The 24,837-nt window shown below is 42.0% G+C and carries 16 protein-coding genes; 1 reads left to right on the forward strand and 15 read right to left on the reverse strand.

The window, feature by feature from the left end:
* Nucleotides 1-4 precede the first annotated feature (4 nt).
* The 9 genes from PSPO_RS04920 to PSPO_RS04960 form a co-directional block, all read right to left on the reverse strand.
* Nucleotides 5-1,162 (reverse strand): multidrug effflux MFS transporter, encoded by a 1,158-nt coding sequence (locus PSPO_RS04920; protein ID WP_040642463.1) that lies wholly within the window; start codon nucleotides 1,160-1,162, stop codon nucleotides 5-7.
* A 112-nt stretch (nucleotides 1,163-1,274) separates the two neighbouring features.
* Nucleotides 1,275-1,922: a peptidylprolyl isomerase gene (locus PSPO_RS04925; RefSeq protein ID WP_010560535.1), complete on the reverse strand. Its 648-nt coding sequence runs from the start codon at nucleotides 1,920-1,922 to the stop codon at nucleotides 1,275-1,277.
* Nucleotides 1,923-2,312 (reverse strand): bactofilin family protein, encoded by a 390-nt coding sequence (locus PSPO_RS04930; protein ID WP_010560534.1) that lies wholly within the window; start codon nucleotides 2,310-2,312, stop codon nucleotides 1,923-1,925.
* Nucleotides 2,299-3,519, reverse strand: a complete 1,221-nt coding sequence (locus PSPO_RS04935) for a M23 family metallopeptidase (protein WP_010560533.1) — start codon at nucleotides 3,517-3,519, stop codon at nucleotides 2,299-2,301. Before PSPO_RS04935 ends, PSPO_RS04930 begins: the two co-directional genes overlap by 14 nt.
* A 171-nt stretch (nucleotides 3,520-3,690) precedes the next feature.
* Nucleotides 3,691-5,004 (reverse strand): fumarylacetoacetase, encoded by a 1,314-nt coding sequence (fahA, locus tag PSPO_RS04940; RefSeq protein WP_010560532.1) that lies wholly within the window; start codon nucleotides 5,002-5,004, stop codon nucleotides 3,691-3,693.
* A 149-nt stretch (nucleotides 5,005-5,153) separates the two neighbouring features.
* Nucleotides 5,154-6,200, reverse strand: coding sequence for a 4-hydroxyphenylpyruvate dioxygenase (gene hppD, locus PSPO_RS04945; protein WP_010560531.1), 1,047 nt, complete (start codon nucleotides 6,198-6,200; stop codon nucleotides 5,154-5,156).
* Between the two features lie 395 nt (nucleotides 6,201-6,595).
* Nucleotides 6,596-9,313, reverse strand: coding sequence for a metallophosphoesterase (locus PSPO_RS04950; protein WP_010560530.1), 2,718 nt, complete (start codon nucleotides 9,311-9,313; stop codon nucleotides 6,596-6,598).
* A 127-nt stretch (nucleotides 9,314-9,440) separates the two neighbouring features.
* Nucleotides 9,441-10,889 carry a peptide MFS transporter gene (locus PSPO_RS04955; RefSeq protein WP_010560529.1) on the reverse strand — a complete coding sequence of 483 codons (1,449 nt, stop codon included), beginning with the start codon at nucleotides 10,887-10,889 and terminating at the stop codon, nucleotides 9,441-9,443.
* A gap of 256 nt (nucleotides 10,890-11,145) precedes the next feature.
* Nucleotides 11,146-11,922: an ATP adenylyltransferase family protein gene (locus PSPO_RS04960; protein WP_010560528.1), complete on the reverse strand. Its 777-nt coding sequence runs from the start codon at nucleotides 11,920-11,922 to the stop codon at nucleotides 11,146-11,148.
* A 40-nt stretch (nucleotides 11,923-11,962) separates the two neighbouring features.
* Between PSPO_RS04960 and PSPO_RS04965 the strand changes: the two genes are divergently transcribed.
* Nucleotides 11,963-13,735 carry an ABCB family ABC transporter ATP-binding protein/permease gene (locus PSPO_RS04965; protein WP_010560527.1) on the forward strand — a complete coding sequence of 591 codons (1,773 nt, stop codon included), beginning with the start codon at nucleotides 11,963-11,965 and terminating at the stop codon, nucleotides 13,733-13,735.
* A gap of 47 nt (nucleotides 13,736-13,782) precedes the next feature.
* Here the strand turns inward: PSPO_RS04965 and PSPO_RS04970 are convergent, their stop codons facing one another.
* The 6 genes from PSPO_RS04970 to PSPO_RS21625 are packed head-to-tail and all read right to left on the reverse strand — an operon-like array spanning nucleotide 13,783 to nucleotide 24,547.
* Nucleotides 13,783-17,595 (reverse strand): cellulose synthase subunit BcsC-related outer membrane protein, encoded by a 3,813-nt coding sequence (locus PSPO_RS04970; protein WP_010560526.1) that lies wholly within the window; start codon nucleotides 17,593-17,595, stop codon nucleotides 13,783-13,785.
* A complete protein-coding gene (bcsZ, locus tag PSPO_RS04975) occupies nucleotides 17,586-18,704 on the reverse strand; it encodes a cellulose synthase complex periplasmic endoglucanase BcsZ (RefSeq protein ID WP_010560525.1) in 1,119 nt (372 codons plus the stop codon). The genes PSPO_RS04970 and bcsZ overlap by 10 nt, the downstream gene beginning before the upstream one ends.
* Nucleotides 18,705-18,706: 2 nt before the next feature.
* Entirely contained in the window at nucleotides 18,707-21,019 is a 2,313-nt protein-coding gene (gene bcsB, locus PSPO_RS04980) for a cellulose biosynthesis cyclic di-GMP-binding regulatory protein BcsB (protein ID WP_010560524.1), read from the reverse strand.
* Nucleotides 21,003-23,630: a UDP-forming cellulose synthase catalytic subunit gene (gene bcsA / locus PSPO_RS04985; protein WP_010560523.1), complete on the reverse strand. Its 2,628-nt coding sequence runs from the start codon at nucleotides 23,628-23,630 to the stop codon at nucleotides 21,003-21,005. Before bcsA ends, bcsB begins: the two co-directional genes overlap by 17 nt.
* A 5-nt stretch (nucleotides 23,631-23,635) precedes the next feature.
* On the reverse strand, nucleotides 23,636-24,340 hold the full coding sequence (bcsQ, locus tag PSPO_RS04990) for a cellulose biosynthesis protein BcsQ (protein WP_010560522.1): 705 nt from the start codon (nucleotides 24,338-24,340) through the stop codon (nucleotides 23,636-23,638).
* Between the two features lie 30 nt (nucleotides 24,341-24,370).
* Nucleotides 24,371-24,547, reverse strand: coding sequence for a hypothetical protein (locus PSPO_RS21625; RefSeq protein WP_158523434.1), 177 nt, complete (start codon nucleotides 24,545-24,547; stop codon nucleotides 24,371-24,373).
* Nucleotides 24,548-24,837: the final 290 nt, after the last annotated feature.

Genomic DNA, 24,837 nt, shown 5'->3' on the forward strand with positions numbered 1-24,837 from the left:
GTCTCTAGTTGTACGTTGGTTTTGCCGCGCTTTGATAGCGTTTTAGCGTTAATAAAAAAGGCAGCACACTGAGTAAGTGCAGCGCAATAATAAATGGAATCGCAAGCGGTAGGTATTGGGTTAAGCTAACGATTAATCCAGCGCCGCTCATTTGCATCATGCCAAGCAAGGCTGAGGCTTTGCCTGCTTGCTTTTTGAAAGGCCCTAGCGCGTTACCTGCAGCTGCGCCCATAGTGAACGAAAAGCCAATTGAGCCGACAAAAATAGCAGCCATAAAGCTACTTACATTGGCAAGCGTAAATTGAAATAGTAAAACTAAACACGCAGCGCTAACCATCAACAATAAACCACATAACAAGGCGAGTGATGTAGAGCGCTTGATCAGTTGCGGTGCCGTGAAACTGGCGATAATACTGACTGTGGCATTGATGCTAAACCAGAGCGTAAACTCTTGCTCTGTTAGTCCTTGTTGATTAATTAAGTAGTTAGGCGCCTGTGCGACAAATGCCAAAATAGCGCCCATTGCCAGCATGCAAATGGTGGCATTAAACAAAAACGTTGGGTGTGAAATTATCTGCCAATAAGACTGTTTTTCTTCAGTTTGTTGCTGAGTTGCAATAGCAGGGCGTTTAGGAATCGCAACCAACAACACGATAAATCCGATTGCGGCAAATCCGGCTAAAAAGTAAAAGTTAGTTTGCCAGCCAAATTGCAAGGTTAGCCAAGCGCCTAAAATAGGGGCGAGTGCAGGAATAAAGCACACTATACCATTTAAGTATGAAATTACTTGGGCACTTTTGTTGGCATTGTAATTGTCGCGTACTAACGCAAATGTGCTAACAAATGTTGCTGCGGCACCAATGCCTTGAATGATACGGGCGATAATTAGCAAGGTGACGGTATCGGAAAACGCCGCAAGTACTGAGCCAATAAAGTAAGCAAAAACGCCAAATATCGCTATTTTTTGGCGGCCAAAACGGTCGCTTAACGGGCCAAGTAAGAGCTGTCCAAAGCCCACACATAACATATAAACGGTAATGCTTGATTGAATATTGGTAATTGACGTATCGAGTTTGTCAGCCATCTGAGGCATGGCTGGTAGGTAAAGGTCGATTGCCATTGGACAAAAGATGACAAGCAGAACGAGGGCGAGTTTTAGCATAATCTCACTACAATTATCAGGGGCGGTGAATTGTATACGTTATGCTTAGAAGATCCAAGCCTTAAGCGTTGGCTCAAGGCTTGTGGTTAGCGCTTGGTTACTAAATGATTTGTTATTCAGTAATTATATGCGCTGATTGGATAATCAGTTGTTGTTTTGGCTTACCAAAGCGTGTCGCGTTTTCGTTAAACAGATCTAACACTGCTTCATCGCTAACTAGCTTGCCAAATACGGTATGTTTGCCATCTAGGTGCGGGGTTGCGCGAAAGGTAATAAAAAACTGGCTACCGTCGGTATTTGGACCGGCATTGGCCATACTCAATAGACCTTTTTGATCATGCGATACTAAAGGTTCAAATTCACCGCTGTAACGATACCCTGGGAAACCTTGTCCATTGCCAAGTGGGTCGCCACCTTGCGCCATAAAATCGGTAATAACACGGTGAAACGTCAGTGAATCGTAAAAGCCAAGCTTGGTTAAATAAATCGTACTTGAGGCATGCATAGGCGCTGTTTTATGAAACAGTTCAAATTTCATTTCGCCTAAACTTGTTTTAAGTACCCAGTAGTAGGTTGTGTCTGGTGCAAATTCAAGTTTTGGCGGCAGCGTTAGTTTAGTGCGCCATTTCTCGTCTTGCTTATCGACTTTTTGTTCGCTAATAAATTGCTCAACTTGCTTTACAGCAGGATCTTGAAACCAACATGCAGATAAAATAGCGGCTGATGTGAGCGCGAGTAGGGTATTACGTAATAAAGTCATTTAGGCTGTCTTCTTTTCTTTTTTCGGTTCTTTTTCTTCAGTATTTGTTACTACAGGCTTTGCTGCTTGTGTCATAGAGCCTTGAATTGAAGCGCCTTCTTGAATGCTAATAGTGTCGTGAAAAATATCGCCAACTACATTTGCCGACTGCTCTAGTACTACTTTTTTAGCCTTAATAGTACCTTTAACAGTGCCTTTTACGATTACTTCTTGCGCGTTAATATCGCCTTCTACACGACCGTCATTGCCGATAGTTAGGCTTTGTACATTCACTTCGCCAATGATGCAGCCTTCTAACTGAATTGTGCCTGAGTTGTTAATTGTCCCGGAGATTTCAACGTCTGATGAGATAATAGAAGGAAACGAATTTTTTTTCTTATTGGAGAACATTCTCAAATGCCTTAGTTAATTTTAACGGGTTAATATGTTTTTCATTGTGTAAAATTTCATAATGTAAATGGGTGCCTGTACTGCGTCCTGAGTTACCCATTAACCCGATAACTTGGTCCTTTTGTACTTCTTGTCCACGTTTTACGTTAATTTTAGCTAAATGCCCGTAGCGTGTTACGAATCCATTCTTATGTTCAATTTCGATAAATTTACCATAGCCGCCATTGCGACCTGCACGTTTTACTGTGCCATGTGCTGGGGCAAAAATTTCAGTTTTGTGCCAGCCAGCTAAATCAACGCCGCGGTGCATTGCTCTGCGCTTGGTAACAGGGTCGGTACGTAGGCCATAGCTACTTGAAACATAAAATGCTTTAGCCGGCAAACTGGTCGGTAGTAATTCAAGATTACCGCTTAGCTGATTAAGTACTACGATTTTATCTAATAGCGCTTGCTGATCTTTACTCAGTACAGACGCATCAACCGCATTAAATGGACCACCTTGAGCTGTTTCATCTAACTCTTTGTTAATTAAGGTTGTGTGGTCAACTCCAGCTTTTTCCAACGCTTTTAATAGGCTCTCAGTACGGCCATCGACAACTTGAGCAAGGGTAGTAAACTGAGTATCAAGCAGTTGGTTTTCACGCGCGATGTCATTTTCAATGGTTTCTTCGCTAGTGCTGTCATCTTGCGTGTCAGATTCACCTTCACTTTCAGCCTTAGGCTCAGGTTTGCTATCTTGTTTTTTATCTTGCGCTTTTTTTGTAACGTCAGCGTCTTCTGGCTTTGTTTCGGTGTCAGATATTTTCGCTTGTTGCTCTGGTTGAACAGGAGCATTTTCTTTTTGCGTGGCGTCTTGTTGCGCCTGAAATTCTTCTTGCTGTGCTTCAGGTAATGACTCAAGCATATTGGTCATTAGTTGTGATTTTTCATCAATTTGAGAAATGCGACTTGAAAGTTCGCTGTGTTTTTCACGATAGGATAGGTGTAGCGCATCGAGTTCAGATTGTTTTTGCTCAATGACTTGCTGTTGTTCGGTGATCACGCCATTTAGCTCAACGTATTGATAGCTACCCGCACCAGCAATAACGCACACAGCAAGACCTACGAAAAATAGCATTACTTGCAGCCAGCTTGGCAAAGTAAGGTATTTTACGTCACCGTTTTGGCGGATCAGTAACTGTTTATCTGGAAAAAGTGCTTTTAACATTATGAAAACCGACGTAGTTAAATATACTGCCTTTGATTATTATTAATTAGCAGGCAAGTTAACCGGTACAAGATACCAACATACTGCAAAAAATCCAGAAAAATTTTTGAAATACGACTTAAGAAGGAGTATTAGGTGGCAATTTGCTTGCCACCTAAAAAGGGCAGGAGGTTACTTGGCAGGTAATACCGTGCCTTCAACGCGGCCAAAGCCAATGCGGTTAAAGCCGTCGGCTTCACACCAACCACGCATAATCACTTTGTCGCCATCTTCCAAGAACTTACGCTCTTCGCCATTGTTAAGTTTAATGCTTTCTTTACCACCACGAGATAGTTCAAGCATTGAACCTGCTTCTTCATGTTCAGGGCCTGACTGAGTACCTGAACCTAGCATGTCACCTGGAATAAAGTTACAGCCATTTACCGTGTGGTGTGTCACCATTTGCGCTACTGTCCAGTAACTGTGTTTGAAGCTCGACTCAGAAAGCTTGCTTGGTGCAGCGCCGTCAGCACGCATTTTTTCAGATTCAAGTAACACATCCATCTGAATATCGAATGCGCCTGCTTCACGGTTGTGTGAAGACTCTAAGTAGTCAAGCGGCTGTGGATCGTTTTCATCACGGTGCCACTGTGTACGGTAAGGCGCTAATGCTTCAGTAGTCACAATCCAAGGTGATACAGTCGATGCGAAGTTTTTCGCAAGGAATGGTCCTAGCGGCTGATATTCCCACGCTTGTAAGTCACGCGCAGACCAGTCATTAAATAAACAGAAACCAAATACATGATCTTCTGCATCTTGAATGCTAATTGCATCGCCTAACTCGTTGCCTTTACCAAGGTAGATACCTAGCTCAAGCTCATAGTCCATACGTTTTGCAGGACCAAATGACGGTACGTCTGCATCAGGCGCTTTTGTTTGGCCTTTTGGACGAGGGAAGCTTTGACCTGATACGCCAATTGATGATGCGCGGCCGTGATAACCGATTGGCACCCATTTGTAGTTAGGTAAAAGCGGGTTATCAGGGCGGAATAAGCTACCTACCGCTGTTGCGTGGTAAATTGATGTGTAGAAATCGGTGTAGTCGCCAATATGACATGGAAGTGCATATTCAACGTCATCTTGCGCTACCAGTGCAGATTCAAGAGCACTTTGCTGCTCAGAGCCTTCACGTAGTGCTTTTGAAAGCGCTAAACGTAGAGCAGACCAATATGCCTTACCCATGCCCATAAATTCGTTGAGTGCAGGGGCGTTAGCTGCTTCTACAGCTTCTTGAGCAATGCCTGAGAAAATGCCCGCATCTGCAACTACGGCTAAATCTAATACTTGGTCACCGATTGCGACACCACCGCGAAATTCTTCTGACGATCCTTTAAGACGGAAAGAAGCAAATGGCAGGTTTTGAATTGGGAAGTCATTGCCAGCAACGTTTGCGCTGCTTACCCAGCTTTTTAAATTAATATCGTGCGTTTCATTGATAAAAGACATGGTCTTTCCTTTTGCTTTTATTGGCTTAGGCTAAATATGGCGATTGAATTAATAAATTCAAGTTTGAAAACATGTTAGCCTTGAAATAGCAAAAGCAGCTTGGCCAAAAAAGACGAAAGCTGCTTTTTATGTTGTTAGCTTATCTTAACTTAGATAACACCACGGCGCTCTTGGTCACGCTCGATTGATTCGAACAATGCTTGGAAGTTACCTTCACCAAAACCGCCATCGTCAACACGTTGGATCATTTCGATAAAGATTGGGCCAAATAGGTTTTTAGTGAAGATTTGCAGTAAGTAACAGTCTTCGCTTTGGCTATCTACCAGAATTTGGTGCTCTCTGATTTTATCTTTGTCTTCTTTAACCCAAGGAACACGGTCAAAAATAGTGTCGTAATAATGATCTACGATATCTAAAGTTGCAATATTTGTTTGGTCTAGCTTATCTAGAGAGCCCACTAAGTCGTTGGTTAAAAACGCTAAGTGTTGAACACCTGGGCCATTGTATTCATCTAGATATTCATCAATTTGGTTGTTGTTATCGTCTTTACCTTCATTGATTGGAATCGAGAATGTGCCACATGGTGACTTAAGTGCGTAAGACAATAGTGCCGTTTTCTGACCTTTAATGTCGAAGTAACGTACTTCTTCAAAACCAAATACGTCTTTGTAGAAATTCGCCCATGTTTCCATAGTGCCTTTGTAAACATTGTTAGTAAGGTGGTCGATGCGAAGGAAACCTTTGTCTTCAACAATGTTTTGCTTAGCTAGGTCTTCAAAGTCATTTGCATAGATAGAGCCTTTATCACCAAATACGTCGATGAAGTAAATTAGGCTGTCACCAATACCGTAAATTGCTGGGTATGGTAAATCTTTATTAGCCGCATCTGTCGCAGGCTTTGCACCACGCTCAACAGCAACATCAAATGCTTTTTGTGCATCAGCTACACGCCAGCCCATTGAACAAATTGCAGGGCCGTGTGATTTAGCAAATTCAGCTGAAAAACCATCACGCTCATTGTTTAGTAAAAAATGAATATCATGTTGGTTGTAGTAGGTGATGTCTTTACCTTTAAACTTTTTCAGTTTTGAAAAACCAAAGTCTGCAAAGATCTTGTCCATATAATCTGCATCTGGTGTCGCATATTCAGTAAATTCGATACCTAATAAACCGAGTGGGTTATTTACTTGAGTCATTTTTTGTCCCCTAAAGAGTGAGAGATGGCTTATTACGTTTCGAGTGGCCAACTCTTTAAACACGAATTGGCTAGATAATTATGCAAAAGTTGTAAAAGGAAAAGAGCTGAGGTGATTTTGCTAGGGGTGGCTTTTTGTAAACTTTTAAATACAAAAAAGGCAATATTTAGCTGTTTCTTTTAATGCGATTTATTGGTGCATAAAAAACAGCCTATTTTGCACGAGTAAAATTTTGATTTCTGCGGTGTGAATGGTGAGTAGATAAAAACAGGCTAAAATGTAGCACTGTTAATGGCGTGTGATTTTTGCTCATATTTGTGCAGTTTTATTTACAATTTTGAGTAAGCGACGCGTACGCACAAAAAAAGGGGCGTTGGCCCCTTTTAGAATCATTGCTATTTTTTACTGTTAAAGAACTTTTCACGTTGTTTTAACCAAGGGTTAATCGCCATTGTGGCAACGCTTTCACTGTGACGTTCCACTTTTTGATTGAGTGCCCGAGTACTTTGATTAAACCGCATCGTTTTACTTGGGCCGCCAAGGTTGGCTATTTCATCTGCATCGAAGCTACGCCCAGCAAAAAGTAGTGCGTTTAAATAGCCCGGTTCAGTTTCATAAGTGTCGTCTGTCAGCAGTAACAAGGTATTACTGAGCGCCCAGCGTTCACCAATTTCACCTTCGTCTTTTTCACCGACTAACTCGCCGTTAATAAATACTTTTAAAACCCCATTTTCAGGCGCGCTATAAAACACAATCGCAACGCGATACCAGATGTTGGGTTGTAGGTTACCAAAGAAGCCACTATCACGGGTTGTGATACCTACGCCATTAGTGTCTCGGTCAACAAATAGATCCGCATCGTCGTTGTTAAGTTGGTCTGTTTGCAGTAGCCCACGGAATTCATTGCTACTGCTTTGCGGCCACATAATATCCATTACTAAAGTGTAATCGGCTACTTTATTGCTTTGGTAAAAATCGCCGTTAGCGGGCACATTATGCTTTAATGCCAAGCCTTGCGATGGGCTATGACGACCAAAGGCCAGTACGCCAGAGCTGCCATCGGGTAGATCTGCAATATTGGCATCGCTGGTACTTACAAATGGGCTGCGTTCCGGCCCCCAATCTTTATTGAGTGGATCAAAGTAGCTCAGTTCACTCGGGCCAAAATCAGCTTTAAATGGCGCATCTAAATCATTGAAATTCCAAATTGTGACATAGTTATCTTCAAGGCAGCTATTTAATGGTTGGTTGGTATCAATATGCACACATTGGCTAGTTCGCTGGCGGGCATATTGATCAAGCGCCCACCAAGATTCTGATAATTCTGTAGGCGTAGGTAACGTAACCCCCGAGAAGAACAGGTTGCCGTTATAGGCAGGGCCTTTTTGCAGTGCTACGCGATAGGTTTTGTCATTGCTGATAGATTTATCACTTGCCAGTTTAAATACCCATTCTGGCTGCGCTAAACGCATTTGGTTTAGCTCACTGCCCGTAACGGAGACTTCATAAAGCGCGTTAAACCCAGGAGTGTCAGATGGCTGTCTTTCAACATAGTAGGTCTCGTGAAACTTCTCTTGGGTTAGTTTGCCCGGAGTCCAACGGTTTTGTACTTGAATTGGATCAAACAAGGCGGCATCGACACTGTGGGTAAAGAATGTTGCATTTGCTAAAATTTCGGCGGTTTGCGCTTCGTTAGGGTAATTTTCAGAAAAGGCAATAGCGGTATTGGTATCAGGCGCGTAGCGCCCCATAATCTGCTCAATAGTGCCGACCATTTGTTGGTCAACGACATCGATATTACTCGTTAAATATGTTTTGTAGTCATAGTTAGTAATGGTGTTTGAATCGGTATTTATCGTCAGGGTTAAGTCCGTTAGGCCTTGCGCAAAAAAGTTTGGCTGAATAACCAGCGCACCGTTATCGAGTGCCTGAATACTTTCACCGCCGTGGGTATGGCCACCTAATACTAAATTAACGCCAGTGATGTTTTCGGCAATACGGGTGTCGCCACCTATACCCATGTGGCTAAGCATAACCATAAAATCAACATCTTCACTATAGGTATTAACAATACCTTGCGCAACGGAAGTCCAGTCCCAGTTCATTTTAAAGTCGGGAATAAAATCTGGAATAGGGGCGGTTTGTAAGGGTTCATCAAGTTCGTTCCATGGCACTGAAGTCATGCCAAAAAAGCCCACCTTTAAACAACCTACTTGCACCGCGGCAAAATCAACAGCGGCGAAGCCGTTTTCGTCATTGCCGACATAGCGCGTATTACTGGCGAGCACTATGGCATGGTCGTCATTGGCATAATCTAATAATTGTGTTGGCCCCCACGCATAATCGTGATTACCGACAACACGGACATCAAACTCCATTGCTTTTATTGCATCGACCGTGGCAAGCCCTTGTGAAATTTGTTCGGCTACTGTGCCTTTTTCGTAGTCGTCACCACCATTAGTGAATAAGGTATACGGCTGTGCTGATTTGGCATTTTGGTAGTGGCCTTTTATGCGACTGAAAAGTTGTTCTTTATAACCAAAACGAGAGTGTAAATCGGCCACATGAATAAAGCGCAGCGCTTGCTCATTTGCATTGGCATCACACTCGGGGCCAATCACTTTACTAATTTCTAATTCGCGCTTTGGCTCAAAAAGCACCGCATATTGACCTAGTTGACTAAGATTCGCTTTAACGCTTGCAGCACCGACACTGCTGGTAATCGGATACCAAGTTGTATTTTCTAAACGGGCTAAATACACTTTTCCTTGTTGATATTCAGTTAAATCAACAAACACTTCCATTTCAATTGGGTTGAGCAGTGTTTTGTCTTCAGGAGAGAGCGTATAGGTATTTGAAATTACCTGTTGCGTTTGCGTTGAAGGCGCGCTTTGTGATGTGCTAACTTTTAGGGTGAAATCACTGTCTGAAATGCCTGCGGGTATACGCAGCGTCATTCTGCCATTATCAAAGCTGGCGTTTAAACTCATCGATGGTGTGATTACGCCACCTTGTTCTAGATCTGGAACATATACTTTTTCAGTTTCGCCACCACCACATGCACTTAGCGCTAAACATATTAGTAATGAACTTAAAAGCTTGTAAGTTTTCACATATCACCCAAAAGAATTAAATTGAGGATGAAAAATACCATATCTGGCGGCTAAGCTTCAATTACACTTAATGACATAAAAAAAGGCCTATAGAAACTATAGGCCTTTTTTTGTAATAAGTGCGTTATTAACGAGTCGCTGTTACTTCAAGCTCTTCTTCTAACACTTCTTCTTCAGTGTGGTGGTGATCTTCTGCACCGTGCATCCAATCAACAAGTTTATCTGCCATAAAGTACAGTAAAACACCTGAAGCAATCGCAGTAATAAAGATACCGCCAAAGATAGACATTGCATTTGCAAGTTGCTCTTCTTTAGTCGTGTCGCCGTGGCCAATAAATGAACCAACGATACCACCAACTTTGTTAGCAATTGCAATAAATAGGAACCAAGCACCCATCATTAATGATGCGATACGTAGCGGAGCTAGTTTAGTTACCATTGATAAACCAATTGGTGATAAACATAATTCACCCATGGTATGGAAGAAGTATGCACCTACTAACCACCACATGCTTGATTTATTTGTTGGGTCACCGTCCATTTCCATAACCGCACCCATCATAAATACAAAACCAATACCTAATAAGATAAGGCCAAGTGCAAATTTAACCGGTGAGTTAGGTTCTTTGTTACCAAGACGGATCCAGATAGATGCAATTACCGGAGCAAATACAACGATGAAAATCGCATTTAAAGATTGGAACCACGTAGTCGGTACTTCGAAGCTACCAATGTTACGGTCTGTGTATTCGTTAGTGAAGATATTCATTAGGCCGCCAGCTTGCTCGAAGCCTGCCCAGAAAACAACAGTGAAAAGGCCTAATACCATGATTACTTTAATACGGTCGCGCTCAACAGCAGTTAATGGCTCTTTACGTACTTCTGTTTGTTGTTGCTTTTCTAACTTAGCCGCTGGGATTGTACCTATGTTACCAAGTAGTTTTTGCGCAAATAAGAATTGAATAATAAGTGAGAAGACCATACCAATGCCGGCACAAATGAAGCCTGCTTGGTAGTTACCATCATAATGTGCAACAACTGAACCTACTACGATACCAGAAAGTGCGGCACCTACGTTGATACCCATATAGAAGATAGTAAATGCGCCATCACGACGGTTATCACCTTCTTCATATAAATCACCAACCATGGTTGAAATATTTGGCTTGAATAAACCGTTACCAGCAATTAATAGACCTAAACCTACATAGAACGCTTCCGTTTCCATGCCAGGTACCCACGCGTGCGGCGTACCTAAGATAAATTGACCTGCAGCCATTAAGAAGCCGCCGATATAAATTGCTTTACGTTGGCCTAAGTACTGATCCGCTAACCAACCACCGATTAATGGCGTAAGGTAAACAAGACCGGTAAATGTACCATACATTGAAAGTGCATCGGCTTGGGTCCAACCCATACCGTTACCGCCTTCAGAATATACTTGGTCTACTAAATAAAGTACTAAGATTGCGCGCATTGCGTAGTAGCTAAAGCGCTCCCAAAGTTCTGTAGTGAATAGCAGGAATAGGCCTTTCGGGTGGCCTAACATTTCACCTGCTTTAGGGACTGAATTCATCGTATGCTTCCTAATTCAAATTATTGTTGTGGCCAATATTATTATTGTTGTTACTACCTTTCGGTTTGAACGGGCGGCCAATAGTTATGTTTGGGTAACAGTTACCCAGAAAGCAGATTTGTGTTAATAAACATACTGAACGAGGGGTAAAATAAGGTTATTAATACAAACTGCATCCGGCCAGTATACCTAGAGAGTTTTTTAAACAAAAGCCCTTATCTAACAGATTTGACCTGTTTGTATGCACTTTTGCCGTTTATTTATGCAGGTCTTGGCATAGGCCTCTTAAAAACGCGATAAAACCGTGTTCCTTTAACCAGCATAGATGTGCTTCATTTTTTACTAGAAAATGGCCGCAAAAATTGAGTCCGTTAGCGAATATTGATTCGATATGCGCGGTTTTTCGTGGCACTAACCAGAATAAGTCTTTATGTATAATTAGGTTGTAGGCACCGGTCTCAATATCATTGTTATTTAGAGCAAATTGTTGGAGCGCTTGTTGATAATACTTGATACACAGCGCTAAATTTAGAGGGCCAAATCGCACAAAACTGATGTCCTCTAGTTGTTTGGCAATAGCTGTAACGGTGTCACTGTGTGCTAAGCGAATTAACTGCATATGACGATGCCCTTGGCTAGCACCGGCTGTAGGGCCTGCATTATAAAAGCCAACATCATAAGGCGAATTTAAATGTTCAAGCCAAGCTGAAAAATCAGATTCCGTTAATGGACTTTGCTGCGCTACAAATTCTTTACTACACAACAGGGCATGGGGTTTTAATACCGGGAACTTATTTAACAGTAGCTTGTGTGACGGTGGGCAGTCTTTTACAAACATCGCCTCTTCATGAGGTAAAAACGGGTTGGTCTTTTGCGTGCTTTGATGAGGTTTGTCGATTTTTTTAGCGACGCGCAAGTGCACCGTGAAGTGAATATTATTATCCAAAAAGGATTGGCTTTGCGTTGTGAGTGGCTGGAGCGTTTTTGTTTTTAATGCGATTTCTATTTGCTGTTCAACTGCTTGCCAATACATAATACATCCTATATTTGATCTTAATGAGCACGAGTGAGTTATGCGCCGCGGTTTTTCTGTGCCAAACGAAAATGACAGCTTTAATATACGCGTCTTTAAACAAGTTGTACCTTATTTATTAGAATTTCGCACGCGCATTATTATTGCGTTTTGTTGCTTAGTATTTGCTAAGCTTGCCAGTGTTTATTTACCTTTTGTACTGAAATACACGGTAGACACGTTAGATCAACAAAATAATGTGGTGTTATTAGGCACGGTTGGTTTAATTGCCGCCTATGGTGTGCTGCGACTTGCCAATGTGGTGTTATCAGAATTACGCGACATGCTGTTTGGCCGTGTTACTGAGCGCGCCATGCGTCGTATTAGCATGAAAGTATTTAGCCATTTACAACACCTCGACCTTAAATTTCATTTAGATCGCAAAACCGGTGGCCTTGCCCGAGATATTGAACGCGGGGTGTCGGGTATTAGTTTTGTGATGCGCTTCTTTGTTTTCAATATTGGCCCAACGTTAATCGAGCTGATGTTGGTAATTGGTATTTTAACTACCAAGTATGGCGCTAAATACGGGCTAGTGATTGTCGCCTCAGTGGTGGTTTATATTACGTTCACTGTGTATGTGACTAATTGGCGATTAAAGTTTATTCGCGAAGCAAATATGGCTGATAATCGCTCAAACACCCGCGCCGTTGATAGCCTGTTAAATTTTGAAACCGTAAAATACTTTAATAACGAAGAACACGAAATTAAAGAGTACGATGTTGAACTTGCGGCTTGGGAAAAAGCACGCCGTAAAAACCGATTATCACTGTTTGCCTTAAATGGCGGTCAGGCCCTTGTAATTGCCACAGCGATGACCTCAATGCTGTTATTTGCTGCGCTTGATGTGGAAGCAAACGCGATGACCCTGGGGGATTTTGTATTAGTGAATGCCTTTATGATGCAAATATTTATGCCGCTTAACTTTTTGGGTTTTGTCTATCGCGAAATTAAAGGCTCGCTCACCAATATTGAAAACATGTTTGATTTACTCAAGGTTGACTCCTCTGTGTCGCGCAATAGCAAAAGTGCGTCACTTGCTGTAAACCAAGGGGCCATTACATTTGAAAATGTCAGCTTTGGTTATGCAAAAGAGCGCACAATTTTAAATAACCTGTCTCTTAATATTAAGGCGGGGAGCAAGGTTGCAATTGTTGGTCCGAGTGGCTCTGGAAAAAGTACTCTAACCAAGTTGCTCTGCCGGTTTTATGATGTAACCAATGGCAACATTCAAATTGACGGGCAGAATATCGCTCAGGTTAAATTAGATTCATTGCGCGAAGTCATTGCCGTGGTGCCGCAAGATACCGTGTTATTTAACGCCAGTATTTATGACAATATTCATTACGGCAACTTATCGGCAACGAAAGAGCAAGTGATTGCAGCAAGTGAAGCAGCGAATCTTAAAACCTTCGTTGAATCGCTTAACGATGGTTTTGAAACTCATGTTGGCGAGCGCGGTTTAAAGCTCTCGGGAGGTGAAAAACAGCGCGTTGCGATTGCAAGGGCACTATTGAAAGATTCTCCTATTATGGTATTTGATGAAGCAACTTCAGCACTTGATAGTCATAACGAAGAAGCCATAATGCGAACCATCAAAAAAGTGGCACGCCATCATACTGCGATTATGATTGCTCATCGCCTCTCAACCGTGACCGATGCGGATCACATTTTTTATTTAGAGCAAGGGCGGCTGGTGGAAGAGGGTACACACCAACAACTACTTGAAAAAGAAGGGCGTTATGCCGCTCTTTGGCGCAGTCAAAGTCAGTAATTAACAAATAAAAAAAGGGAGCTTTGCTCCCTTTTTCAATTATGTGATTAATAGTTAGCGTAAGGCACGATTAGCCTTGGTACTAATGGCAGCTCACCGTAAACAGGGTTAAACAAATACTTCACGTAAATTTGACCATAATTTGGTTCGTAAAAATCAGCGCGGTCGATATTAAAGCTCGCACCAATTAACCATTGAGGTTGCACGCGGTATTCAACTAAGCCCTCAATACCCCATGAAAATCCACTGCTTTTGTCAGCAGCAAATATTGGATCAATGCCCGTTTCAACTGCTTTGAGCTCTGCAACAGCTTGTAGTTCAGGGTTATTTGGGTAAAGTTCAATGGCATCTGTGGTTGTACGCGAATAACCACCGTTCACTTTGAGGCGATAAACTAAGTCCTGCTCAAAACGACCATCTACTGTAACAGGCACTGACAGACCAAGGTATTTTTGTGGGCTGTAGTAACCGCCATGGCCGTACGTTTCTTCTGAAAGGTTGTGCTTATAGCCCCAGTACAACAAGTTAGTGCCGACAGACAGTTCAAAGTCTGGCTGCTGGATAAAGCGATAGTAGGCACCTGTCATCGCACGTTTTCGGTCGTTATCAAGTACATTTTTGCCTTGATAATACTGATAATCGAGCGTAGCCCAAAAACCCCAATCGAGGCCAAGATCGTGATACAAGCCAAGGGTAATACCATTGCTGGTAACGCCACCCCAAATCTCATTTTGATTGACGTCTTCAAGGCCTGCATATGACAATACGCTGTTAGTGAGTGCTCTTCGCTCAATTTCAATGTCGTAGCTGAAGTCACCGAGACTATTTTGATAGAGCACGCCACCTACGATATTTGAAATTAAGAAGCCTTGTGGTGTGGTACCAATATCCACACGCCAGTTTTCGTTTTGCCAGCCAACACCGAAGGCAATACCTTGGTCTCGAGGGGTAATGCTAAATAACGAGCAAGTATCATAGCAAAGTGCGCCAGTGCCGTAGCGACTTGCGGCAAATCGTTCTGAAAAGTTAGTTTGTTGGGCAGAGATACTAACGGCATCCGCTTTAACAAATAACTGACCCTCTAAAAATGGAAAATAGCCTTCAAATAACGCTGCACCTAAGCCCAGTTCATGATCATTTTGCGTACTGGTTTGACCGCTAAAGTCGCCAGCAAGCGCAATATGCCCATCGGTACGGTTTTTAATTTTTGCAATGCCCGAGCGAGCAGAGCGCATATACCAAGTATCGGTTTCTTGGTCTTGTGCTAAGTCATGCAGCACTTTTTTGTCGGCAACATCAACACGTTGTTTTGTAAGTACTTGACGATAGTATTCAATTGCAAGTTCGCTTTGGCCAAATTTGTCTGCTACTTGGCCTGCAAGATTGAGCAATTCGCCATCGCTTGGTGAGAGTGCGAGTAGATCTTTTTGGTATCTGAGCGCATTGTCTTGATCTTTAAAATCGAGTAACAGGGCCATTAATCGGCGCTGATTATAGTTTTCATCTGCGGGAACGCGATACACTAAGTGTCTAACTACTTTTTCACCCAACGCATATTTATTACTAAATAGGGCTTTTTCGGCAACTTGATACTCAGTTTCGAATTCTAATTCGCCGTATTTGTGCGCATTTTCATATAAAAAATCAACTTGCTCAAAATCACCTTTATTTAACGCAAATTCAAGCAAGCGTGCATTTGCAGGAATGCTTGATGGGTTGTTGCTAAGGTAAGATGTTAAGATAATCTCTTCGCGATCAGGCTGTTTTTTTACTTGGTAGCGCACTTTTAAGTTTTCAATTTCGCGCTTTTCACTTTGGGTTTGCGCCGGCGCCATATGCAAATTGGCAAACCATGAATCGAGATCATCGGCGTCGTCTGCGCTAAGCAACCATTCACTGTATAGCTGATACCAGTAGAAATCGAGTTTAGGAGCGCTATTTAGCGCGCTTTTGAGCTGGCTGGTGGCACGGTTATGCATGCCTAATTTGTACCATTGCGCTGCAATTTGTGCTGTTTGCAGGTTACTTAAATCATTTTGATTTTCGATGTCTTGTAACAGGGCAAGGGCAGAGGCTTTTTGTTCGGTCTCAATTAACACATCGACTTGTTCAAATTGCTCACCGAGCGCTAACGTTTCTTTTAATTCTTTTATTTGCGGCGTGTAATCTTTCACCCGAATATAAGATAAGCTTTGTAATCCAGCGCGAAAATCGCCTAGCGAACGCATGTAAAGAGCGTGGGTATAACGAATTTCTGGATTCATTGGAAAACGCCAAAGCGCTTGATTGTAGACTTTCTTACTGGTGTCAATATCGCCTAACTTGCGCCATTCAAAGGCCAAGTCATAATAAAGCCAGCCATTTGTAGGAGAGGTTTTAATTGCTTTTTCAAGCAGTGCAATCGCTTCTTTCGGTTCGCCTCGCGCAGACAGTTCTTCAGCTTGTTCACGGTAAATAGCCGTTTTTGCAGCGTTTATTTCCGCACTGACTGTTTCGCGTTGTTTTTTAGTTAAACTTGATTCAAATCGCTCTAGTGCATTAATACTTTGTTGCTGTTCTACAATATTTAGCAATAAAGACAGGGCATAGCCATTATTAGGGTCACTGCGTAATACGGTTTGCAGGTATTTTGTCGCCTGCGCTGTGTCACCTTTGGCCTGTGCTACCTGTGATGAATAAATCAGTACGGTATTAGTGTCTTCTTTGAGTTTTAATGCACTGGCTAGCAGTTGTTCGGCTCTTGTCAGCTCTAAGGCATCAATTGCAGATCTTGCTTCGCTGATCAGCCCCCAAAACTTGGCAGTATTTAATAACCCTAACCAAATTGATTTATCGCTACTGTCTGCGAGTTTGGCGGCCTTGCTAAAATATTGTTGGGCATTGGCATGTTTGCCTTGTGCCATTAAGCTACGGCCAAGGTCGCCCACTATATCAGCGTCTTTTGGTCTGCCAGCGGCTGCTTTGCGTAACAGCTTTTCTGCAAGTGCGTAGTTTTCTTTTGCCATATGGCGTTTTGCGCGCTGCCAAGCTTGGTAGTTAGGATCGGCTTCTAGCTTTAGTTGTGCAACCAATTTTTCACTAAATACTTCGTACTGTAATTTACCTAAATCACTTTGTGGATAGAGGCTAAAAAAGTAACTGTATTGTGAGCGAGTAAAGGTGCTAATTGGCATATCTTCTAACGCATTTAACCATACGCGCTCAACCTCAATGCGCATTTGCGAATGGGTTGCGTATTTACGCAATATTGCCAGCGATTTTTTGTCAGTGGGTTTTCGTTTTAAGATATGGCGCGCATAGGCTACTTCAAACTGTGCAGTATTAGGGTAGCGTTGCGTCAGCTTAGTAAATAACTTTTTTGCTTGTTGCCAACTATCTGGATCGGCAGAAAGTATGTTGGCATATTCAAATTTTAGTCTTGCCGTTGGTATTTCGCCGCGAAATAGCGCTTTGAATTGCTTTGCAGCTTCTTTTGATTGACCTGCGCGTGCTAATAAGCGCACAGCTTGCAGTTTTTCTTTACCTTCTGGTGAGTGAATATACGCAATGCTATCTAAGCGTTGAATATACGGATAAAACGGTTCATCTTTTTTAAATGCTTTGAGCTCTTCAACGGCTTTTTCTGTTTCACCTTGCTCGAAGTAGTAGCGGATCCAGGCAGCGCGAATATCGAGGCTGCCAGGTTCAACTTGCTCTAATCGGGCGAGACTATCAATCACCAGTTGTGGTTTTTGTTGTGCCTCGCCGAGTTCAACTTGTTCTAAAAGCCAACTAATAGGCTGAGCATCAAGGCCTTCACTGGCGTGCAGTTGTGACCCAAGTAAACAGCTTACTAATAATGCTGCCGCTCTTAGTTGCATTCGGTGCTCCATGCCGGCACTAACGAACCGTCATTTAAAAACTCAAAACGTGCATTGGTTGCGGCGGTGCCAAACAATGTGAGTACACTGCTGTAATAATTATTTCGCAGCTCATAGTCTATGTTGGCGTTGATCTTTTGATTAATCATACTTGCCGTTACGCGATCACCAAATGATTTCATAAAAGGTAGAATCGCTGCTTGAAAGCCCAGAGGGCCAGTTTTTGCAGTACGTCCTGTTTTAGCATAGGTGTTGAGTGGTACTGCGCGATTGGCACTTACTTTTCGCGCCATTGGGTCAAACTTAAACAACAGCTGCTCTTTGTAACTAACATCATCAGCTAACAAACCTACCCATAAATAACTGCGAATAGCATTGAAGTTACCTTCATCATTGTGCCTTTTAGTGAAGTGGAAGCCTTTTTTGGGATTGTATAACACCCAGTCAGGGCTAAAGCCTTTTGGCGCACTTTCTGAAAGCACTACCAATGATGAATTTAGTACTTCTTGCCATGGTTGACTTGGATAGAGCTCAACAAATCGCTGGAAAATAAACGGTGGCAAATAACTTGGGTTTAAACGCCATGTTTGTTCGCCAACTTCAAAGCCATAAGGGGCAGGTAATAGGGTTAATCCTAGTCCTGGCAAAAACTCGGTTTCTTCTTTTAAAATGCGCTTTGCCATTACCGCAGCAAGTACCGCATAACGACGTTCATTCCATAAACGGCTCGCCTCTGCAAGCGCGTAGGCTATCCATAAATCAGAATCAGACGCAGGATTAGAATCTAAAATACCATAACTTGATGGCGTTTTACGGCCCCAAAGCCATGCAGGTAAACGTGCGCTTAAATCACCTTCAGCAAGGTGACGCTCGGTCCAATTAAGTAACTTATCAAAGGTTTCTTTATCGTTCGCCACGAGTGCGAAGAATAAACCATAAGATTGACCTTCACTGGTGGTAATGTTTTTTTCAGAACCAAGATCAATTACGCGACCTTCTTTTGAGATAAAATTGTTTTTAAAGGTCTGCCATTCAGGCCACACCATACAGTTTTCTGCTTTCAGCAATGTTGGCATTAGAAGCAATAATACAATGAGTAACTTTTTCATATTTAGTCTTCCTTATTACCAACACGTTTGCGCGCTAAAGTATTGAGAACACGCCATAAGATAACAGATAAAATAAGTAATGTAATAATCGTCATAAATGCCAATAACAGTGGATGATCCGACAAGTGGAACCAAATAAGTGTGTGCAGCGGTAACGAACCAACATAGTAGCGCTCACCTAAATGCGATTGATGCACTTTATAAGGATTGATAATTGTTGCAGTGCCTTGCACTTCAATTAATTTAGCGCCATCAATTAAGGTGTTGTTGATAAGCCCCAAATCATTACTGGTTGCCGCCATAATTGATACTACACTGCGTTCGTCGTTAAACGGCGATTGGAATCCTGCAATGGCTGCAAGTGAACCATAACTCTCAAGTGAAACGTGCGTTGAGGCATCTTCATTGCTCTTAGCGTACTTGTACGGCTGAGTTTCATAAATTGCTTGCTTTATTTCACGTAGAGAGTGATTAATCAGCACCGACATATGCTCGTTTTGAGCAAAACTATCTGCACCTGTTTGCGAGCCAATGAGCAAGATATCTTTATCGTCAAAATCAATGTCTGCACCGTTATCGGTGAGGATCGTTGCTTTTAGTGATGGGTAACCCGTTGTTTGCCCTAAGTGACCTGTTGCAGTAAGCAAGGTTTCGACCTCATCACGGTTAGGTGATTCAGGTAAAACAATTAAGGTTTCGCTTAAATCTGCAAACTTGGTAAATGGAAAACCACCTTGTGCGTAAGCATGCAAATTAGGCATCGCAATATAATGGTGATAATCAGAGACATCAATTGTTGAGTTTTCATCAATTGCGCCTATGGTGCCCTCAGGTGCGGTAGTCTGACAAAACCCTTCTTTTTCTGTTGAGAATAAGAACTCAAAGGCTACATCATTTTTAATATCCACTTTAAAACCGGGGACGGTAAAGTAACGTTCTTTATCGGTATCATCGGTCGATAGCAGTGGAATACGAATATCTTCATCGACTAACGTTGAGTACTCATTCGGGTCGAGTTTGTAACCTTGCACATACTCTTGGTTAATCGACATATTAAGACGTGATACACCTTTATCTGTAGGTGGTGTATAGCGGTATTTTAATTCGATTGGTAAACCGTCGGTGTACCAAGTGAATAAATCGGGCGCAACACGTACATCTAGTTTTACTGGTGGCGCACTGTAGCCAACAGCTTGAAGTTGATTTTTATACTCGACCAATTCGCCAAAACGAACCGGGCGATCTGAGCGGATCCAACGCGGTGCGTCGTAAGCTTTACGCGGCTCAATATATTCAACTTTGGTAATCTTTGCACTGCGGCCAGTCATCATTGGCAAGCCTAATGCTAGGCCTTCGGCGGCAACTTTTAAGTCATCACTATTACGGCCTAAGATCAACAAGAGTTTTTGGTAACGATGCTCTGGGTTTGCAATTACTTCAACAACGGGGCCATCAACACCTGGGTAATCCGCTAAGAAATCAGGGCGATTATCATTGGTTGCAAAGACAACACTGTGTGAACTTGGTAGTGCATTGTAGTTAACTGGGAATTTTGCACCACGCCAGTTTGCCTTTGCGCCAAACCATGAGCTTAAAATACTTGCAGCGTGCAAGGTTGTGTTATCTGGCGTTTCGTTAAATACAAACGGCAGTGTTAACTGAGCATAATCACGTTCATCAAAAAACGGTTCTGGGAACTGAGCAAGTAAGCTCTCAAATGGTAATTGCTGCTCGGTATAGGTAATGCGACTGGTACGACTAATATCGGCCCAAATACTGGAATGAAACGGGTCTTCACATTCACGCGTATAGTGGCCAATTAACTCGAATCTAAGGGTGTTGAAGTCTTCAACAAATTTAGGCTCAAGCTTAATGCTATGGCGCTGCATGCCTTCGTTAACTTTATCAGGGCTCGCGTCGGTGACCGGAATTGTCGCCATCACTTCTTCATTTAAATACACCTTTAAATGGGAAAGCTCTTTGATCAATGCAGGTGAACTGGTAAATGCAAAGTCGAGACTTAAATCGGTAATAATGTGATCAACACGGTTAGTAAAGTCAACCGTACGACTTGCTTGCACTCCACGCAAACGCATATCAGGTCGGTTTAATTGCTCAAATGTATAAGACAAGGTGCTTTGAGGGCCTGCCTCAGGGTAACCTTGTTTGTATATTTCTTTATTTTCAGCAATTTTAGTTGCGTTGCGGGCAAAGTTGCCTGTTGCATTGTTGCCGCTTGTTGTTGCGTAGCCATTGATACTACACAGCGAACTGAGCGCCAATATGCTTCCTGCTACTTTAGTTAGCACTTTCATAATTTAAATTTCCCAGTTTTGGCTTTTGCGGCATAAATGAGCCAACCAAAATTAAAATATTACCAATCTTTGTTATGTATTTCTTTGCTTTCGCTGGTGCATGAAGAATTAAGCTTTTAAAACCACGAATACTGGTTTGTTTTACATGCTTAAAACTTTCAGAGGGAAGATCATGCGTAAAATTTTCTTGCCAACCAAGCCACGCATCAGCGCGACTAAAGGTTGATTCAATATAGTTTTTCTCTTGTTCTAGTGTCAGATTACTTAAAATCAATCCAACTCGATTTTTACGTGCGTTAATCACTTTACACGGAAATGAAAATTGTCGGCGTCCACGTGACATTATCAGGTCAACATCAGTTTCCACATTGATTAAATCATCAGCTGGTAACTGTACGCCTACACCAACATCACTAAAATCGGTTACGCGTACTTTGTATGTTCTGCCATTCGCATCGCGCAGCGCAGCGGGGAAGTTCGCCGTAATACGGTGAGAGCGCCTTACTTGTTTTGCTTCTGCCGCAACTGCAATCGCCGCACCTAAAATCATAAAGTTGTACAGTGCCCATGCCATACTGATTAACAATACGCCGATTTGAACGGGGTCGCCAAAAAATATGCGAAAAACACCAACAACTAAGCCAATCAAGTTAATGGTTGCAAGAAAAAGGTATGGTTTTGAGATTTCCCAATCATAGAAATCTTTATCGGTTAAACCACCTTTTTCGGTTACGTTAAACTTACCTTTGTTGGGCGCAAAAAGTGCCACGGTTGTAGGCTTTAAAATGTACCAAGCAAGCACAGCTTCATATACTTCACCCCAAAATGAATAACGCCATTTACCTTGGATTCGGGAGTTGGTAATTTTAACCTGCATTAGGGTTGGTACCACGTACAGTAAAATTGCTAAAAACGGCGCATAAATAATATAGGCATCAAAATAAATGAGTGCCAAGGGTGCGGTTAAAAACACGATGCGCGGAATACCAGAGAAAAAGTGCATTGCCGCGTTCAAATAACAAAAACGTTGGCTTAACGAGAGCCCGCGTCCAAGCAAGGGGTTATCCACCCTAAATATCTGCGCCATACCCCGTGCCCAGCGAATACGCTGACCCACATGGGTCGACAAACTGTCAGTAGCAAGTCCGGCTGCTTGTGGAATATTAATGTAAGCGGTGCGATAGCCTTTACGTTGCATTTTAAGTGCTGTGTGAGCATCTTCTGTAACAGTTTCAAACGCGAAGCCGCCAATTTCTTCAATTGCACTGCGACGAATTACGGCACAAGAACCACAGAAAAAAGTCGCATCCCATAAGTCGTTTCCGTCTTGAATTAGACCGTAAAACAGCATGTTTTCATTAGGCGTTTGGGCAAAATTACCGAGGTTTTTTTCAAACGGGTCGGCAGAGAAAAAATGGTGTGGTGTTTGCACCAGACACATTTTAGAGTCTTCGACAAATTGACCTATGGTCATCTGTAAGAACGAACGTACAGGTACGTGGTCACAGTCGAAAATGGCAATTAACTCACCATCAGTGTAACGCATTGCATGGTTGAGGTTACCTGCTTTAGCGTGAAAGTTGTTTGGACGAACAATATAGCCAACACCAATCTCAGCGGCGAATTCTTTGAACTCGTCTCGTTTGCCATCGTCAAGAATATACACATTTAGCTTATCTTCTGGCCAGTCTAGCGCCAAAGCTGAGATAGTCGTTGGTTTTACAACGCTTAAAGGCTCGTTATAAGTTGGAATGTAAACGTCAACGGTAGGCCAACTACTAGTGTCCTTAGGAAGCTTAACCGGTTTACGTTTTAACGGACGCATGGTTTGGAAAAAACCCAAAATTAGAATAAACCAGGCATACGCTTCTGCGGCAAGTAAGCCAAATCCTAAAAACAAGGCTATAGGGTCACCCCAATTCAGCGTTTCATTTACACGCCACCAAATGTAACGAGTAGAGGTCGTAATTGACAACGTTATCATTACAATAGTCGGTAATGGTCCTTTTATACCTCGCAATGAGTAGGCGATAAATAAGATCAAACTCATAAAAATCGCTTGTGCTTCAAGGGAAAAAGGAACCGTGATAAATATCGCCAATAAAAAAAGTACCGCAGCAAGCAGTATTTTAGTGATATGAGGTTTTTCCCAAAAATCGGCGGAGGTTAATTTTTGAAATCCGGTTTGGGTATTTTCATTGATTTCTTTGTTAAGTGATTGCCGCACGCGCAGGGTAAACCATTTATCGAATCGCATTGCCCAGTCGATAAATAGCGGCAAAATTTTGAAAATGGAATATTTTGATTCTTTCTCAACAGCTTGTTTACCATCACGTTTAAACTTTACTAGCGTAAGAAAGGTTAATTGAATCACAAAGCGGATCGGGTCGCCAAGGCGAAAACGGTTCGGTTTTAACTGTGGAAAGTAACGATAAAAAGCATTATCAAAATCGATACGCTCTAATTTAAAAAAGGCATGCAAAACAAAGTAAGCCACAGTAAGTAACAGTGACATAAATACACTGTAACTATTTTCTTCAAAAAAGAAGCGATAGCGTGACTTTACTCTACCAATATTGTGCTTTGGGCTTACGAGGCTAGACGTATTCATATGTGTTACGACAGACTCTTGCGTTTGTTGTTTAACCAGCTTGCGAGTGCGTGAAAATCTTCTTTTACTACACTGAGCGGTGAAGTGTTAATAAGTACATTTTTAGCTGCAAGTGCCTCAGGTACTGCGCTGTCAAAATGAATAAAAAAGGGTGCTAATTGCTTTAAATTTGAACGCCAAATTTGGTAAACATCGAGTTCAAGCGGGTTACTGGCATTAAAGCGATTAATTAAGTAATAAGCCTGATTATGTGTACTGCCTTTTTTAATTTGGCTATAACACGCAGGATCGCAGGTCACTACATTGATAACGATATCGCTGTCATCAAGGGCTAAGTCATCGAGTGACATATGACTTGGTACGTCAAACAACAGCCAACTGTTGCGGTCGATATCCAAACGTTTTGACTGATTTAACAGCGTATTATACGAAAAACTATTAGCAAGTTCAGAGCCATAGGGCACATACTTGACGTTATCTTCATTAATAAATGCGATATCAGCCCAGCTAGATTCTGCGTCTGCTATTTTATTTGTCCAACCTGATTGGTTTTGCCATTCATGACCAAGGTGCAGACACAGCTCATTTTTAGAATCAAGGTCAATACACAACACGTCGTGATGGCTTTGAGATAACAGTGTTGCTATATTGGCAATAATAGATGTACTTCCTGTACCACCTTTCAAGCCTTTAAAAAATACTCGATTCATACAAATGGACTTTGTTAATACGTATAATTATTAAATTTCTTCGATTTCACTAAAAAGATCATACTTAGCAATGATTTTCGTTTCTTTTTGCTTTTCTGTAATTTCAACGTAATCGGCGACAGCAATCTTGCTTTTCATTTCTAATTTAGAAATATCGTGCGCATGATATGCATTTTCTATTGTTTCTGCGTTTTGTTTATTAGTCACAATATTAACCTCATAAATTACAACTTTTATATTATTAGTCGGTTAGATTGGGCTAAACTATTACACTCTATTACGTAGCTCGTGAGACAAAATAAGTGTTTTTTCCTTGTAGGCCTTGATTTTTGCGAGCTTGATTCAACTTGCCATAATTGTTATCGGCTCATGCAAATTTAATTTTAGCAGTTTCTAGTCAATCGTGCTGGACTTAGCTAAATGATTGTATATAAAATCATATTTTCACCTAAATAGAAAGTATTACTTTTATAGAGCATTGCGTTATGTATTATCAA

The organism is Pseudoalteromonas spongiae UST010723-006 (genome assembly GCF_000238255.3).
Classification (GTDB): domain Bacteria; phylum Pseudomonadota; class Gammaproteobacteria; order Enterobacterales; family Alteromonadaceae; genus Pseudoalteromonas; species Pseudoalteromonas spongiae.

Bases quoted from the DNA above. Each gene is read 5' to 3' on its own strand.
- PSPO_RS04920 (WP_040642463.1), bottom strand. From the start codon at position 1,162: ATGCTAAAACTCGCCCTCGTTCTGCTTGTCATCTTTTGTCCAATGGCA.
- PSPO_RS04925 (WP_010560535.1), bottom strand. From the start codon at position 1,922: ATGACTTTATTACGTAATACCCTACTCGCGCTCACATCAGCCGCTATT.
- PSPO_RS04930 (WP_010560534.1), bottom strand. From the start codon at position 2,312: ATGTTCTCCAATAAGAAAAAAAATTCGTTTCCTTCTATTATCTCATCA.
- PSPO_RS04935 (WP_010560533.1), bottom strand. From the start codon at position 3,519: ATGTTAAAAGCACTTTTTCCAGATAAACAGTTACTGATCCGCCAAAAC.
- fahA (WP_010560532.1), bottom strand. From the start codon at position 5,004: ATGTCTTTTATCAATGAAACGCACGATATTAATTTAAAAAGCTGGGTA.
- hppD (WP_010560531.1), bottom strand. From the start codon at position 6,200: ATGACTCAAGTAAATAACCCACTCGGTTTATTAGGTATCGAATTTACT.
- PSPO_RS04955 (WP_010560529.1), bottom strand. From the start codon at position 10,889: ATGAATTCAGTCCCTAAAGCAGGTGAAATGTTAGGCCACCCGAAAGGC.
- PSPO_RS04960 (WP_010560528.1), bottom strand. From the start codon at position 11,922: ATGTATTGGCAAGCAGTTGAACAGCAAATAGAAATCGCATTAAAAACA.
- PSPO_RS04965 (WP_010560527.1), top strand. From the start codon at position 11,963: ATGCGCCGCGGTTTTTCTGTGCCAAACGAAAATGACAGCTTTAATATA.
- PSPO_RS04970 (WP_010560526.1), bottom strand. From the start codon at position 17,595: ATGCAACTAAGAGCGGCAGCATTATTAGTAAGCTGTTTACTTGGGTCA.
- bcsZ (WP_010560525.1), bottom strand. From the start codon at position 18,704: ATGAAAAAGTTACTCATTGTATTATTGCTTCTAATGCCAACATTGCTG.
- bcsB (WP_010560524.1), bottom strand. From the start codon at position 21,019: ATGAAAGTGCTAACTAAAGTAGCAGGAAGCATATTGGCGCTCAGTTCG.
- bcsA (WP_010560523.1), bottom strand. From the start codon at position 23,630: ATGAATACGTCTAGCCTCGTAAGCCCAAAGCACAATATTGGTAGAGTA.
- bcsQ (WP_010560522.1), bottom strand. From the start codon at position 24,340: ATGAATCGAGTATTTTTTAAAGGCTTGAAAGGTGGTACAGGAAGTACA.